We start from the raw sequence: 14,709 nt of genomic DNA on the forward strand, positions 1-14,709 counted from the left end.
CCAAGGACTGTCTGAGCAGACATGCGAGCGAATTTCATCATCAGCGAAGTTCTCCACGGACTCCGCCGCAACGCGACCATGACCATCGCGATGATCATCACCACCGCGATCACACTGGGAATGTTCGGTGGTGGTCTGCTGGTGATCCAGATGGCGGACAAGAGCCAGCAGATCTTCCTCGACCGGGTGGAGATGGAGTTCTATCTCAATCCCGAGGTGACCGAGCGGGATCCGCAGTGCGAATCCGACCCGTGTGCCCAGCTGCGTCGGGGTCTCGAGAACGAGCCGGGCGTCACCTCGGTGACCTACCTGGACAAGGACGAGGCCTTCAAGCGCGCCAAGGAGATCTTCGCGAACAACCCCGACCTCGCCGAGAACATCGTGGAGGGCACGCTGCCGGCCTCCCTGCGTGTGCGGGTGTCCGACCCGAATCAGTTCGATGCGGTGCTCACCAAATACGCGGCCCGGAAGGATCTGGGAGTCGACGCCTTCAAGGACGACCGCAAACTGGTGCAGCGGATCTTCAGCGTGCTCGACGGCGTACGCAACGCGACGTTCGCGATCGCCTCGGTGCTGGCGATTGCCGCGATCCTGTTGATCATCAACACCGTTCAGGTCGCGGCCTTCACGAGACGGACCGAGGTCTCGATCATGCGCCTGGTGGGCGCCACCCGGTGGTACACACAGCTGCCGTTCCTGCTCGAGGCGGTGGTGTCGGCCTTCGTCGGCTCGGTGTTGGCCATCGGTGGCCTGCTGCTGGCCAAGAAGTTCTTCTTCGACAACGCGTTACGCGAGTTGTACGGGGTCAGCTTCTTCGCGCGGATCGAGCTGACCGACGTGCTGTTCGTCGCCCCGTGGCTCGTGCTCGGCGGAATTGTGTTGGCCGGCGCGACCGCGTATGTCACGCTTCGTGTCTATGTCCGGGAATGATCCGTCGGTCTCGACGGTTCGGAACGTCGGTGATCTGCAACGCAGCGGTCACCATCAGAGCGAGGAGGTGAGTGCATGCCGAAGGAAAAGGGACGCAATGTGATCGCGTCCAATCGCAAGGCGCGGCACAACTACGCCATCCTCGACGTCTTCGAGGCCGGGATCGTGCTCGTGGGCACCGAGGTGAAGAGTCTCCGGGCAGGCAAGGCGTCGCTGGTCGACGCGTTCGCGACGATCGACGACGGCGAGGTGTGGCTTCATGCCCTGCACGTCGCCGAGTACGGCAACGGCTCCTGGACCAATCACTCCGTGCGGCGCAAGCGCAAACTGCTCATGCACCGGCGCGAGATCGACAACCTCGTGGGCAAGATCCGCGACGGCAATCTCACGCTGGTGCCGCTGTCGATGTACTTCAACGACGGCAAGGTGAAGGTCGAGCTCGCCCTGGCCCGCGGTAAACAGGCCCACGACAAGCGCCAGGACATCGCCAAGCGCACCGCCCAACGCGAGGTCGAGCGTGAGGTCGGGCGTCGCGTGAAGGGGATGGGGTGAGTCAGGCGCCCGTGTCGGCCTGACCCTGTTGCTGCGTCGGCGCCCCGGGCGTCGTGTTCTGACCGTCCTGCTCGTCGGACTCGGGGTCGCCCTCACCGTCGCGGTTCTGCCTGCCCGGTAGGCCGCCCATCCCGGGCTGACCCATCTGGGGTCCATTCATCTGGGGTCCATTCATCTGTGGGCCGCCTCCCATTCCGGGCCCGTTGCCGCCCTGCTGCCAGACGGCGGCCGGTGCGGGACGCTCGGACGTCGTGTCACCGGTGATGTAACCGGCCCCGAAACCCAACGCGCCCGCGACGATGGCCAGTCCGGCTGCGCCGGCGATCAGGGCCGAGCGCGCCGGCGCGGTTTTCGGCGCGACCGGGTGGGATTCGGCGGGCATGCCGTGGGCGGCGGAGCCGTTCGCGTCGAGGGAGTCATGGGGGTTCGCTCCCGGCGTCGGCGTCGGGCTGATCGGCGTGGTCGCGGCGTCGTCAGATGGGTCGGGCGCCTGCGGGTTGGGGGAGGCGCGGTCGGGTTCGTGCTCGCCGGGGGTCGGGGAGGTCATGTCGGTCTCGCTCTCGTCGGTCGGCCGAGTCCGTCCTCGGCTCACGAGGTCTCCACGATCCCGGTGGCGCCTGGGCCGGGCCTGGCGGGCAGCTGTGAATGAGCTGGCAGCTCGACGACTCCGCCATTGCGTGGGTTGTCGTCGTCAGGCGGCGCGATCGACGCTGGTCCACTCCGTCCGGTGCATGGTCGACACGTCGGCTCTGGGGCGGTACGTGCGCTCGTAGCGCTCGATGTCGGTTCGTCGGAGGAGCGGTGTCAGTGGATCAGCGGACACGATGTCGCCGCCGGAGATCCGCGACCGGCGGCTGAGCTCTGATTGATGCCGGAAGCACGCGACAGACGTGATCAGGAAGACGGCCATGGCGGCGCCGAACGGCCATGCGGGCGCGGCGATGCCGCCGGCCAGTGCCATCACGAACAACCCGAGGAACAGAAATCCGAGAAGCAGGATCAGATATCCGGTGAAAGCCACGGATGTCGATCGAGGTGTGTCGTGCATGAAGGAGTCCTTTCGCTGAGTGGTCCCGACCCGGATCGCTACAGTGACTGTAGCGCAACACTACGTGTAGCGTTTCGTGGCGCGGTAGTATTCCTGCCGACGGTCGGAACCGGAATCGGCGGGAAAGCGTGAGGTGACCACGACGTGGCAGGCGGCAGCGGCCCGAAGATCGTCCGTTCGACCCTGGAGTTGCTCCGGACCCGCGGACCAGCCGGGGTCACGATCGAGAGCGTGGCAGCCCATTCCGGGGTGGCGCGTACGACGATCTATCGCCGCTACCGCAACCGGAACGAGATGCTCGGCGCAGCTCTGCTCGACGTCGCTGTCGTCGAGCCGCCTGATGTGGACCTTCCCGCGGAGGCCCGGCTGCGCTGGGTGGTGACCCACGCGGCGTCGATGGTGCTCGACGGAATCGGTTTCGGCGGCATGGCGGCCCTGCTGACCGATTCCGATCCCGAGTTCGGCGTGCTCTTCCGACAGGTCCTCGCGCGCCACCGCGCCGAACTCCGAGAGGTACTCGACGCGGGCAAACGGCGCGGTCAATTCGCGGCGACGATGGAGCCGGAGATGCTGGTCGACGGCATCGTCGGGGCGCTCGTCGCCGAACGCGCCCGCACCGGAGGTGTCGCCGGTGACTGGGAGGACCGAGTCGTCACCGCGTTCGCGCCCATGGTCTTCGCCGCCGAGAGTGACCCCCGCCGGAGGTCTCGGGGGAAACGGGAATGAACTCTGCGGAACGAGTTGTTAGACTGAAGTGCTCGCTGACTCCGGTCGGCGGGTCCTACTCGGGGCTGATCGGTTTCGACTTCGTGCGTCGAGATAGGGGAAGCGTGTCGGTGCAGGCTGGAGACCACCGTGAGCGTCGCAGCAACCAATTAAGCGCCGATTCCAATCAGCGCGACTACGCCCTCGCTGCCTGAGTAGCGACGGCTAGTCTGTCGGCCCGGGTTATGCTCCCAGACCCGGATGCCGGCATCATCCATGGGAGCTCACCGTCCTCGCCGGTCGCGGGTGAGGTCGGAACACCAAACAGCGACTGGGATCGTCATCTCGGCTTGTTCGCGTGACCGAGAGATCCAAGTAGAGACATAGCGGACTGCACACGGAGAAGCCCTAACAACACGACGGAGGACCCGGGTTCAATTCCCGGCAGCTCCACGAGAAAGCGCCCCACCTGTTCAGGTGGGGCGCTTTCGTCTGTCATGGGCTCGGGCCGATCAACCGGTAGTCAGCGCGTCGAGGGACGCACTCTCGCGGTGTTTGCGTCGTTTGGTGATGACCCCGTGGGTCGGACTGAACAGATACACACCGAAGAACGCGATGCCCTGGACGAGGACGACCATCCCGCCGGGCGAGGTGTCCTGGTAATAGGAGATGTACAGGCCGATGACCCCACAGATCGCCGAGATGGCCGGTGCGATGATCAGCATCCGGCCGAACCGGTCGGTGAGCAATCGGGCCGTCGCGCCGGGGATGATGAGCATCGCGACCACCAGCACGATGCCGACGACCTGCAGGGCCGTCACCGCCGTGAGGGCGAGCAGCGCGAGAAGGGCCGCGCCCAGCAACCGCGGGCTGAGTCCGATCGCGAAGGCGTGCGTGCGGTCGAAGGCGTAGAGAGTGAAGTCGCGCCGCTTGAGGAGGAGCAGGGCCGCCACGATCGCGCCCAGGATCGCGATCTGCACCAGATCCGACGTCGAGACACCCAGCAGATTGCCGAAGATGATGTGGTTGAGGTCGGTCTGGCTCGGCGTCACCGAGATCAGCACCAGCCCGAATGCGAACAGGGTCGTGAAGACGATGCCGATGGCCGCATCCTCCTTGACCCGGCCGCCGTCGCGGACGGCGCCGATCAGTGCCACCGCGAGGAAGCCGAAGATCACCGCGCCGATGGCGAACGGGACGCCGACGATGTAGGCGAGGACCACGCCGGGCAAGACCGCGTGCGAGACGGCGTCGCCCATCAGCGACCAGCCGATCAGCACGAGCCAGCACGACAGCAGCGCACACACGACCGAGGCGATCAGGGTCGCCCAGAGCGCACGCGTCATGAACGCGTAGGCGAACGGGTCGAGAAGGATGTCGACGATGGTCACGAGACCTCCTCGCGGTGTTCGGAGTCGAGGCGCCCGAACTCGCGGCGTTCGGAAGTCGGTCGGGCGAGTGGATCGAGGCCGAATGCGCGGACGAGGTTGTCGGTGGTGATCACCTTGGTCGGCGCGCCCTGGGCGATCACCCGGCGCATCAGCAGGATCGCCTCGTCGGCCAGCTCGGGTAGGACCTGCAGGTCGTGGGTGGACACCAGGATCGTCGTCCCGGCGTCGGCGAGCTCGCGCAGCAGCGCGGTGATGGTGGCCTCGGTGCGTTTGTCGACGCCGGCGAACGGCTCGTCGAGCAACAGAATCCCGGCTTCCTGTGCGATGCCGCGGGCGACGAAGGCCCGCTTGCGCTGCCCGCCCGACAACTGGCCGATCTGACGGTCGGCGAAGTCGGTGAGCTCGACGCGTGCGAGGGCTTCGTCGACGGCGTCGTGGTCGGACCGTTTCGGGCGACGCGTGAATCCCAGATGGCCGTAGCGACCCGTCATCACGACGTCGCGGACCGAGACCGGGAAGGTCCAGTCGATGTCCTCGGACTGCGGCACGTAGCCGAGCGCGCCGGCTCGACGCGCCGCGGCCGGCGTCCGACCGCCGAGCCGGACCGTGCCGGTCGTCGGGGTCACCGACCCCACGATCGTCTTGAACAGCGTCGACTTGCCCGATCCGTTCATGCCCACAAGGCCGCACACCTGGCCGGCGGGTACTCGCACCGACGCGTGGTCGAGGGCGAGGATGTCGCCGTACCGCACGGTCACGTCCGTCACCTCGATGGCGGAACCGCTAGTCGCTGAGGCGTTCACGTGTTGCTCCCGGTCAGGCCCGACACGATGGTCGCGACGTCGTGGCGGATGAGGTCGAGGTAGGTGGGTACGGGGCCGTCGGCTTCGGAAAGCGAATCGACATACAGGGTGCCGCCGAATCGGGCGTCGGTCGCGTTGACGACCTGCTTCATCGGGGCGTCGGAGACGGTGGATTCGCAGAACACGCCGGGGACCCGGTTCTCCCGGACGAAATCGATCGCCGCGGCGACCTGTTGCGGCGTCGCCTGCTGTTCGGCGTTGACCGGCCAGATATAGCGTTCGGTGAGCCCGGCGTCGCGGGCGAGGTAGGAGAACGCGCCTTCGCAGGTGACGAGGGCCCGTTCGTTGGCAGGCAGTCCGGCCAGTGCGGAGGTGAGGCCGGTCTGCACCTGCTGAAGCTGCTTCTTGTAGGCGGCCGCATTGGATTCGAAGGTGGTGGCGCCGTCGGGATCGAGTTCCGTGAACGCCCGAACCATGTTGTCGACATAGATCTGCACGTTCACCGGACTCATCCACGCATGCGGATTCGGCTTGCCCGCGTATGCATCCGAAGCGATGTCGATCGGCTCGACACCCTCGCTGACGACGACGTGCCGGACGTCGAGGCCGTCGACGAACTGCGCGAACCAGGCTTCGAGGTTCAGACCGTTGTCGAGGATGAGCGAGGCGGTCGCGGCGCGCCGGATGTCACCGGGGGTCGGCTCGTACCCGTGGATCTCGGCGCCCGGCTTGGTGATCGACTCCACCTCCAGGCGGTCGCCGGCGACTTCGGAGGCGATGTCGGCGAGCACGGTGAACGTCGTGAGCACGACCTTCTCGTCGGGGAGCCGGCTCGACAGCGTGCACCCCGCGACGATCGTGCAGACGGCGGCAAGGAGGGCCCCGACGGGGACGAACCGACGACGCGCGCGCTTGGGCATGCCGACACTATAGTTTCGGCTGCCCGAACTTTCTAGTTCGGGGCGCGCTCGCAGCTACCGTCGCCGTGCGAGCAGGTGGAACTCGGGAAAACGGTGGTCGTCGTCGGCGCGGCGCACCGTTCGCCATTCCTCGTCGAGCCCGGCTCCGGCCAGTGCGGCGGACATGCGATCCGGGTGCCACCGCCAGGCGGGCGCCACGCGATGATCGAACTCGATGACCTCGTCCGCCTCGGTGGTCTGTCCCGCGATCAGCACGACGCCGCCGGGCCTCATCCGAGCGGCCCAGCCGCGGAGGATGTCCGGGACGGATCCGGGCGGCACATGAATCAGGCTGAATCGCGCGACCACCGCGGCGATGTCGATCTCGTCGAGCTCTGGCGATCTCAGCCGTGCATCGTCGAGGACAAACCGAAGGTCGGCATGCGATGTTCTCGCGATCCGCACCATCTCCGTACTCGGATCGGCGCCGATGACATCGAGGCCCGCGGCCGCCACTTCCGCCGTCACCCCACCCGGCCCGCAGCCCACGTCCAGCACGGTTCCGGGGACGCCGCTCCCGCGGACATGGTCGACGAAGGCATCGATGACGTGACGCTGCAGAGTGTTGGAGAACGGTGACGGGAACGTCGTGGCGTACAGGTCGGCGAGCGCGTCGTATCCGGGCTGGAACCCGGCGTCGTCGTCAGCTGAACTCATGCGATCCGGACGCCGCGCGGGAGTTTTCCGGCCGGAATCCGGAGACGACGTGCGGCGACGACGTAACCCAGCCCACCGAACACCAGATAGATCCCCAGGCCGACAACCCACGAGTGGCCCATCTCGGACGTCTCGTGGGCGGCCTCGCGGGCGATGTGTCCGGTGGGGGCGTGCTGGTCGACGTAACCGTAGGAGATGTCGGCGCACGTCCGTGGGCCGATGTACGGACCCGCCCGCACTGCCGACAGCGTCCGGGAGATCTCCTGAGCCGCCGTGCTGTCGGAGGATCTCATCGGGTTCTCCGGTGGCGAGGACACGGCGTCGGCCACGATGAAGAACGGGTTCGGGGCGAGGAGCCACCAGATGCGTTCGTGATGGTGGAACTCCTCGTCTCGGGTGACCTCCCGACACGTCCAGGTCGGCGTCGGACTCGATGGGTCGGTCACCGTCGTCTCGGTGCGGACCACCGAATGCGTCTGTGCGACCGTCGGATACAGGAGGCCGAAGACCACCGGGAGGCCGAGGAGGAGGAAGAAGACGGCCGCTTGCGTCAACACCGCGGATCCCGCCGGGCGCGCCGTCACCGCGGAGAATCCGAGTCCGATTCCCGCGTAGCAGGCGAAGATCAGTGCCAGGACGATCGCGCCGAGCACGCCGCGCCAGATCGGTTGCGGCGCTTCGATCACGCCCCAGATCAGATACGGGGTGGCGACGGCGACCAAGGCCATCCCGGCCACCCAGCTCCCGATGAGCTTGCCGAGCGCCAGTTGCCAGTTGCCGATCGCGGTGTCCTGGACCACGGCCAGGGTTGCATCCTTGCGGTCGCCGTTGATCGTCGTCGCCGCCAGCGTCGGGGCCACGATGATCCCGAGCAGCAACAGGAATCCGACCAGGAGCCCGTACAGGTTCGACGCCCATCCGGTGTAGGTGCCGCCGAACACTCCCACGGCCAGGTACATCGATCCGAAGACCGCCAGCGAGATCACGACGAAGGCGACGATGAGCGTGGCCTTCCACCTCGTCGTCCGGAGCCGCTGGCGCAGTTCGAGTTCGACGATGACCCCGACCATGCGCCACCAGCCGGTGAATGACGTGCGCGACGATGGCGCGTCGGGTTGCGTGATCATCGGCGCTCCGGGTCGAGTGCGAGGTAGGCGTCTTCGATGCCGGTGGACACGGGAGTGAATTCGCTGACCGCGGCCCCGGAGGACACCAGTTGTGCAAGGTGCCGCGCGGCGTCGGACTCGTCGTCGAAACGGACGTCCCGCGCCTGCCCGGGAGGCTGCCCGACGAGTCTGATGCGCCATACCCCGCCGGCCGCGCCCTGCGGGGCGTGGGTCCGGCCCTCGGTCATCAGCACGACGTCGTCGACCATCTCCTCGAGCTCGGAGAGAATGTGCGACGACACGAGGATCGAGCATCCATCGTCGGCGAGGCGGCGTAACTGACTGCGCAAGTCCATCCGCGACCGCGGGTCCATGCCGGAGGCCGGCTCGTCGAGCAGGAGGATCCGGGGCCGATGCACCAGGGCGCGGGCGAAGCCGAGTCGCTGTTTCTGGCCGCGCGACAACTCGTGTGCCGGCCGCGTCGCGAGATCGGTCAGGTGGACCAGCTCGAGGAGTTCAGCGGCGCGTTGCCGGGCCTGGGTGGTGGGCATTCCGTAGAGCTTGCCGAACGTCGTCAGGATCTCGCGCGCCGTGAGACTCTCCCAGGTGCCGAAGATGTCCGGCATCCACCCGGTCAGCCGACGCATGTCGGTCGGCTGCACCGGGGCGTCGTCGACCGTGATCGAGCCGGTGTCGGGGGCGAGCAGGCCGGCGAGGAGCAGGAGCAGAGTCGTCTTGCCGGCCCCGTTGGGGCCGACGAGGCCGGTGATCCTGCCGGATCTGAGTTCGAGGCTCGCATCGACGACGGCGGTGTGCCGTCCGAAGGTGCGCGAGAGCCCGGTCGCGACCAGTGACATGCCTCGACCGTAGCCGAGTGTCAGATGACCCCGGCCTCCCGCAACGCCGCGACCTCGTCTTCGGACAACCCCAGCAACCCGCCGTAGACGGCCTCGTTGTCGCAACCGGGGGCCGGGGGACCGGCGTTGCGGATGCCGCCGGGGGTGTCGCTGAACTGCGGCACGACGCCCGGTCCGAGCACGGTGCGCTGGGCACGTTCGTCGTAGTGTTCGGCGATCATCCCGCGCTCCTTCAGGTGCGGGTCGGCGACCACCTCGGCGACGGTGTTCACCGGACCCACGACAACGCCTGCCGCGCCTAGGATCTCGGTCAACTTCTCCGGGGAGTGCTGTCGTGACCAGTCGCCGATGAGGGCGTCGAGTTCGTCCTGGTTGCGGCCACGAGCGGCGTGATCGGCGAACCGATCGTCGGTCGCGAGTTCGGGCTGTCCCATCGCTGCGCACAGCCTCGCGAAGACCGAGTCCTGGTTGGCGGCGATGATGACGTGGGTGCCCTCGCTGGTGGGGTAGAGGTTCGACGGCGCGATGCCGTCGAGGCGGGTGCCCGACGGCCCGCGCACGACGCCCCCGGCGTCGTAGTCCGCGATGGCCGATTCCTGTACCGCCACACAGGATTCGATGAGCGAGGTGTCCACGACCTGCCCCCTGCCGGTCACCGAACGCCGGACCAGCGCGGCGAGTGCGCCCTGCGCCGCGAACATCCCCGCCAGTGTGTCGCCCAGCGAGAGGGCGATCCGCGGCGGGAGCTGGCCTGGGTACCCGTTCAGATGACGCAGCCCGCTCGCGGCCTCGGCGACCGAGGCGTAACCGGCGCGGGTCGAATCCGGGCCGGTCTGGCCATAACCCGAGACACGCACCACGACGATGCCCGGGTTGCGTGCGGACAGCACGTCCGGGCCGATGCCGAGCCGCTCCAGCGTTCCGGGGCGGAAGTTCTCGACGACGACGTCGGCGCGCTCGGCGAGATCGAGGAACAGTTCGCGGCCGCGATCGGACCGCAGGTCGAGGGTGACCGCTTTCTTGTTGCGCCCGTGAACCGTCCAGTAGAAGCGGTGGCCGTCGACCTCGGCCTGGCCCCAGGTGCGGATCGGGTCGGGCTTGCCCGGCGCCTCGATCTTGATGACCTCGGCGCCCATGTCGCCCAGCAGTCGTGCGGCGTGGGGGCCCGCGATGAGCGTGCCCAACTCGAGCACGATGACGCCGTCGAGGGGGCCGGCGGGGCGTTCGCTCATCGGTCGCGAGGTGTCGGTCATCAGGACAGTGTGGCCGGTCACCCGGCGCTCGCCAAGCTCCGACATCGACGCAGCGAGGATCGCGTTGGGAGTTGCGCGGCGGTGACCGGGCCCGACCGCACATGGATCGATTGGAACAATTACGCCCCGCCGTGTCATTGACGACGAATCCCGGCTAGGGTGTGTGTCGTCCAACACACAGGGGAGGCTGGAAAACATGGTTGATCACGCATCGGGAACGGGACTCCTGCCGGACATCCGGTTGGCCGACATGATGTCGGGAGTCGCGTCGCTGCGTGGTGATGCCGGCACGATCCTGCGCACCTTGCCGCAGATGCTGCCCAAGCCGCCGACGACCAAGATGTCGATCGGCAAGCGCTTCCAGCAGAGCGTCGACAAGTACCCCGACCGGGATTTTCTCCGGTTAGAGGGCACCTCGATCACCTATCGCGATGCCAACGCGCGGGCGAACCGGCTCGCCGACTTCCTGATTCGGGAGGGCGTCGGTCGCGGGGACGTCGTCGCCGTGCTGTCGCGCAACCACCCCGATGTGGTCATCACCATGCTCGCCATCGTCAAGACGGGTGCGATCTGCGGCATGCTGAACTACAACCAGCGGGGCACTGTTCTCGAACACAGCCTCGGTCTGATCGAGCCGAAAGTCGTTCTCTACGAGCGCGATCTGTTGGAGGCGCTCGAGTCGGTGCCCGCCGGGTGCCGCCCGGCGAAGGAGTTCACCTTCGACGAGCTCGCCACCCTGACCGCGCGTTGCTCGCCCCTCGACCTGGCGGTCACCGAGTCGATCGAGGTCGGATCGACCGCCATCTACATCTTCACGTCCGGCACCACCGGGTATCCCAAGGCCAGCAAGATGAGTCACTATCGCTGGCTGGTGGCCATGAACGGCATCGGTGGTCTGGGAATCCGGCTGCGCGGCGACGACGTCATGTACACGGCGCTGCCCTTCTATCACAACAACGCACTCACGATCTCGGTGTCGTCGGTCCTCGCGTCGGGCGCGTGCCTGGCCATCGGCAAGCAGTTCTCGGCGTCGAAGTTCATCGACGAGGTCATCGAGAACGACGCCACCGCGTTCGCCTACATCGGTGAGCTGTGCCGCTATCTGCTTGCGCAGCCGCCGAAGCCGACCGATCGTGCGCACCGCCTGCGCCTCGCCGTCGGCAACGGTCTGCGCCCGGACATCTGGGATGCGTTCACCGAACGCTTCGGCATCGACCGCATCGTCGAGTTGTACGCGGCGAGCGAGGCGAACATCGGATTCATCAATGTCTTCGGCTTGTCCAAGACGGCCGGGTTCTCGCCGTTGCCGTACACGATCGTCGAATACGACGAGGAGACCGGAGAGCCGCTGCGCGGTCCCGACGGCCGGGTGAAGCCGGTCGGCCGTGGCGGAACCGGTTTGCTTCTGGCGCAGATCAACTCGCGAGTTCCCTTCGACGGTTACACCGATCCGAAGGCGACCGAGCGGAAAATCGTCCGCGACGCGAAGCGTAAGGGCGACAAGTGGTTCAACAGCGGAGACGTCGTGCGCGATCAGGGTTTCTCGCACATCGGTTTCGTCGACCGCATCGGCGACACCTTCCGGTGGAAGGGTGAGAACGTGGCCACCACCGAGGTCGAGGCCGTGCTCGACGCCCACCCGGCCGTCGAGGAGGCAGTCGTGTTCGGTGTGCCGATCCCGGGGGTCGACGGCAAGGCCGGCATGGCCGCCATCAGCTTGCAGGACGGGGAGTCGTTCGACGCGGACGGGCTGGCGCGGCACGTTCGCACCGGACTGCCGGCCTACGCATTGCCGCTGTTCGTGCGGATCGTCCCGCAACTCGAGCACACGTCGACGTTCAAGAACATGCGCACCGAGCTGCGCAAGCAGGGGTACGCCGAGACCGGTGACGACCCGCTGTACATGTTGGCGGGGGAGAAGTACGTCGAGTTCTACCCCGAATTCGTCGACGAACTGGCCGGGGCGCGTCGGAAGGGCTGACGCGTCAGGCGGGTCGTAGCGCGGACAACCGTTCACCGACGAAGTCGAGAGCGCTGCGCTGCCACAACCCGATGTGGTCGAGCATGGCGTGACCGCCGTCGGGGACCGGGATGAACTCGGCGTCGACCCCCTGTGTCGACAGCTCGTCGATGCCCTTGCGGGTCCGCTTCGCAAGGGTCCGGGTGTCGGCGTCGCCGTGTACCGCGACGACCCGCGCGCCGGGCTGGATGTGCCGCCAGTCGGCGAACTGCCACCAGGGCGCGAGTCCGAGGACACCGATGACCCGGCGGTCGGCGGCGAGGTGGGCGGCCACGCGCCCGCCCATGGAATGGCCGATCGCGACGACGGGGACACCGGGGTGTCGTCGACACATCTCGTCGAGTGCGGCGCGCGCGGGCAGCATGGGAGAGTTCTCGTCGCCGTTCCAGCCGTAGACGCGATAACCGACCTGGTGAACGCGCACGGACCGGCCGAAGCGAAGGCGCAGCGACCAGGTGAACGGGTACATGCGCAGCGCGGAGGGCTGCCAGGGACTGAACGGTGTGCGGCTGTTGTCCGTGCCGCCCGGGAGCACGAGCACGAGCAGGCCGGGGGAACGGCGTCCGGGTGACAACAGCCCCGGCAATCCCGAGATCAGCATGTGTGCGGGCCCCTCCGATGCGGTGACGACGATCGTCTCACCGTAGCGATTCGGTTTCCGCGACCGGACGGATCGGTTCGTCAACCGGGCGAACGGCGTGTGGAGTGGCAGAATCGCGGTCATGGCACATCCTCGCGCTGGTACCTTGGCCCTGCCCGAAGACCTCGTCGATGTGGACGCCCTGGTGCGTGCCTATTACGACAACACACCCGATCCGTCAGACCCGTTGCAGCAGGTGGTGTTCGGGACGTCGGGACACCGGGGGTCGAGCTTCGACAACGCCTTCAACGAAGCCCACATCCTCGCGACGACGCAGGCGATCGTCGACTACCGGCGTTCGGCCGGGATCTCCGGCCCGCTGTTCATCGGCTTCGACACCCACGCACTGTCGGTGCCTGCCTGGCGCACGGCGCTCGAGGTGCTCGCGGCGAACGAGGTGACCGTCTACACCGCCGAGAGCGACTCCTTCACGCCGACGCCCGCGGTCAGTCGCGCCATCCTCACGTTCAATCGCGACAACCCCGGGGTGCTGTCCGACGGCATCGTCGTGACACCGTCGCACAACCCGCCCCGCGACGGCGGGTTCAAATACAACCCACCGACCGGGGGCCCGGCAGACACCTCGATCACCTCCGTGGTGGCGGCGCGGGCGAACGAGCTGCTCGAGCAGAAGCTCGACGGCGTCGCGCGGATCCCGTTCGACCGCGCCCGCAGCGGTGACTACGTCCAGGACTACTCGTTCCTGCTCAACTACATCGACGGTCTCGGCGACGTGGTGGACATGAAGGCCATCCACGACGCGGGGATCCGCATCGGCGCGGACCCGCTGGGCGGCGCATCGGTCGGCTATTGGGCCCTGCTGGGGCTGCGATACAACCTCGACCATCTGACGGTCGTGAACCCGACCGTGGACCCGACGTTCTCGTTCATGACCCTCGACACCGACGGCAAGATCCGGATGGACTGTTCGTCGGCCAACGCGATGGCCTCGCTCATCTCCGCCCGCGACTCCTATGACATCGCGACCGGCAACGACGCCGACTCGGACCGCCACGGCATCGTCACGCCCGACGCCGGTCTGATGAACCCGAACCACTATCTCGCGGTCGCCATCGACTACCTGTTCACCCACCGTCCGCAGTGGTCGGAGTCGGCGGCCGTCGGGAAGACGCTCGTGTCGTCGTCGCTGATCGACCGGGTGGTCGCCGGGATCGGCCGCCCGCTGCTCGAGGTGCCGGTGGGCTTCAAGTGGTTCGTCGACGGCCTGCTGAACGGTCGCGTGGCCTTCGGCGGTGAGGAGAGCGCCGGCGCGTCGTTCCTGACGTTCGACGGCAGCCCGTGGTCGACGGACAAGGACGGCATCATCATGGCGCTGCTCGCGTCGGAGATCCTCGCGGTGACGGGCAAGACGCCGTCGCAGCGGTATGCCGAACTCGCCGAGGAGTACGGCACGACGGCCTACGCACGGATCGACGCCCCGGCCAGCCGGGAGCAGAAGGCGGTGCTGTCGAAGCTGTCGCCGGAGCAGGTGACCGCGACCGAACTGGCCGGCGAACCCATCTCGGCGATCATGACGTCGGCGCCCGGCAACGGCGCGCCGATCGGCGGTCTCAAGGTGACGACGGAGAACGCCTGGTTCGCCGCGCGCCCGTCGGGCACCGAGGACGTCTACAAGATCTATGCCGAGTCGTTCAAGGGCGCAGAGCATCTCGCGCAGGTGCAACAAGAGGCGCAGCAGGTCGTCGACGCGGCGTTGGGGAGCTGACCGGCTCGGTCCGGTCTCGGGCGGTCACCGCCCGCGCTCATCCCTCAGACAATTTTCAGCGC

Annotated in this window: 15 protein-coding genes and 1 other RNA gene; 6 read left to right on the forward strand and 10 right to left on the reverse strand. The window is 67.4% G+C overall.

Annotation, left to right across the window (positions count from 1 at the left end; genetic code table 11):
* Nucleotides 1–21: 21 nt before the first annotated feature.
* On the forward strand, nt 22–930 hold the full coding sequence (ftsX, locus tag AB4Z55_RS10115; protein WP_004023695.1) for a permease-like cell division protein FtsX: 909 nt from the start codon (nt 22–24) through the stop codon (nt 928–930).
* A 75-nt stretch (nt 931–1,005) separates the two neighbouring features.
* Complete coding sequence (smpB, locus tag AB4Z55_RS10120; protein ID WP_004023694.1) at nt 1,006–1,482, forward strand: SsrA-binding protein SmpB; 477 nt, start codon at nt 1,006–1,008, stop codon at nt 1,480–1,482.
* Nucleotide 1,483: 1 nt separating this feature from the next.
* Here the strand turns inward: smpB and AB4Z55_RS10125 are convergent, their stop codons facing one another.
* Together AB4Z55_RS10125 and AB4Z55_RS10130 are read right to left on the reverse strand one after the other, a co-directional pair.
* A complete protein-coding gene (locus AB4Z55_RS10125; protein WP_354562291.1) occupies nt 1,484–2,029 on the reverse strand; it encodes a hypothetical protein in 546 nt (181 codons plus the stop codon).
* 144 nt (nt 2,030–2,173) lie between these two features.
* Complete coding sequence (locus AB4Z55_RS10130) at nt 2,174–2,530, reverse strand: hypothetical protein (RefSeq protein WP_239402656.1); 357 nt, start codon at nt 2,528–2,530, stop codon at nt 2,174–2,176.
* Between the two features lie 144 nt (nt 2,531–2,674).
* Between AB4Z55_RS10130 and AB4Z55_RS10135 the strand changes: the two genes are divergently transcribed.
* Nucleotides 2,675–3,256, forward strand: coding sequence for a TetR/AcrR family transcriptional regulator (locus AB4Z55_RS10135; RefSeq protein WP_369519651.1), 582 nt, complete (start codon nt 2,675–2,677; stop codon nt 3,254–3,256).
* 61 nt (nt 3,257–3,317) lie between these two features.
* Nucleotides 3,318–3,691: a transfer-messenger RNA gene (gene ssrA / locus AB4Z55_RS10140) on the forward strand.
* A gap of 56 nt (nt 3,692–3,747) precedes the next feature.
* On the opposite strand, the gene AB4Z55_RS10145 is transcribed toward ssrA, so the two are convergent.
* Genes AB4Z55_RS10145 through AB4Z55_RS10175 form a run of 7 tightly spaced genes read right to left on the reverse strand, consistent with a single transcriptional unit; the run spans nt 3,748 to nt 10,261 of the window.
* Complete coding sequence (locus tag AB4Z55_RS10145) at nt 3,748–4,626, reverse strand: metal ABC transporter permease (protein WP_369519652.1); 879 nt, start codon at nt 4,624–4,626, stop codon at nt 3,748–3,750.
* The gene (locus AB4Z55_RS10150; RefSeq protein WP_369519653.1) at nt 4,623–5,429 is read right to left on the reverse strand and encodes a metal ABC transporter ATP-binding protein; all 807 of its coding nucleotides are present in this window, start codon (nt 5,427–5,429) and stop codon (nt 4,623–4,625) included. The genes AB4Z55_RS10145 and AB4Z55_RS10150 overlap by 4 nt, the downstream gene beginning before the upstream one ends.
* Nucleotides 5,426–6,349: a metal ABC transporter substrate-binding protein gene (locus tag AB4Z55_RS10155; RefSeq protein WP_101821126.1), complete on the reverse strand. Its 924-nt coding sequence runs from the start codon at nt 6,347–6,349 to the stop codon at nt 5,426–5,428. The genes AB4Z55_RS10150 and AB4Z55_RS10155 overlap by 4 nt, the downstream gene beginning before the upstream one ends.
* A gap of 54 nt (nt 6,350–6,403) precedes the next feature.
* The gene (locus tag AB4Z55_RS10160) at nt 6,404–7,045 is read right to left on the reverse strand and encodes a bifunctional 2-polyprenyl-6-hydroxyphenol methylase/3-demethylubiquinol 3-O-methyltransferase UbiG (protein ID WP_004023687.1); all 642 of its coding nucleotides are present in this window, start codon (nt 7,043–7,045) and stop codon (nt 6,404–6,406) included.
* Entirely contained in the window at nt 7,042–8,172 is a 1,131-nt protein-coding gene (locus tag AB4Z55_RS10165) for an ABC transporter permease (protein ID WP_064571665.1), read from the reverse strand. The genes AB4Z55_RS10160 and AB4Z55_RS10165 overlap by 4 nt, the downstream gene beginning before the upstream one ends.
* Nucleotides 8,169–9,008 carry an ABC transporter ATP-binding protein gene (locus AB4Z55_RS10170; RefSeq protein WP_064571666.1) on the reverse strand — a complete coding sequence of 280 codons (840 nt, stop codon included), beginning with the start codon at nt 9,006–9,008 and terminating at the stop codon, nt 8,169–8,171. Before AB4Z55_RS10170 ends, AB4Z55_RS10165 begins: the two co-directional genes overlap by 4 nt.
* Before the next feature lie 20 nt (nt 9,009–9,028).
* Nucleotides 9,029–10,261, reverse strand: coding sequence for a CaiB/BaiF CoA transferase family protein (locus tag AB4Z55_RS10175; protein WP_369519654.1), 1,233 nt, complete (start codon nt 10,259–10,261; stop codon nt 9,029–9,031).
* Between the two features lie 196 nt (nt 10,262–10,457).
* Here AB4Z55_RS10175 and AB4Z55_RS10180 point away from each other — a divergent pair, with 196 nt between their 5' ends.
* The gene (locus AB4Z55_RS10180) at nt 10,458–12,242 is read left to right on the forward strand and encodes a long-chain-acyl-CoA synthetase (protein WP_369519655.1); all 1,785 of its coding nucleotides are present in this window, start codon (nt 10,458–10,460) and stop codon (nt 12,240–12,242) included.
* Nucleotides 12,243–12,246: 4 nt separating this feature from the next.
* On the opposite strand, the gene AB4Z55_RS10185 is transcribed toward AB4Z55_RS10180, so the two are convergent.
* Nucleotides 12,247–12,882: an alpha/beta hydrolase gene (locus AB4Z55_RS10185; protein WP_101821122.1), complete on the reverse strand. Its 636-nt coding sequence runs from the start codon at nt 12,880–12,882 to the stop codon at nt 12,247–12,249.
* A gap of 121 nt (nt 12,883–13,003) precedes the next feature.
* On the opposite strand from AB4Z55_RS10185, the gene pgm reads away from it, so the two are divergent.
* A complete protein-coding gene (gene pgm / locus AB4Z55_RS10190; RefSeq protein WP_033205641.1) occupies nt 13,004–14,647 on the forward strand; it encodes a phosphoglucomutase (alpha-D-glucose-1,6-bisphosphate-dependent) in 1,644 nt (547 codons plus the stop codon).
* Nucleotides 14,648–14,709: the final 62 nt, after the last annotated feature.

The organism is Gordonia sp. ABKF26 (assembly GCF_041103195.1).
GTDB lineage: Bacteria > Actinomycetota > Actinomycetes > Mycobacteriales > Mycobacteriaceae > Gordonia > Gordonia terrae.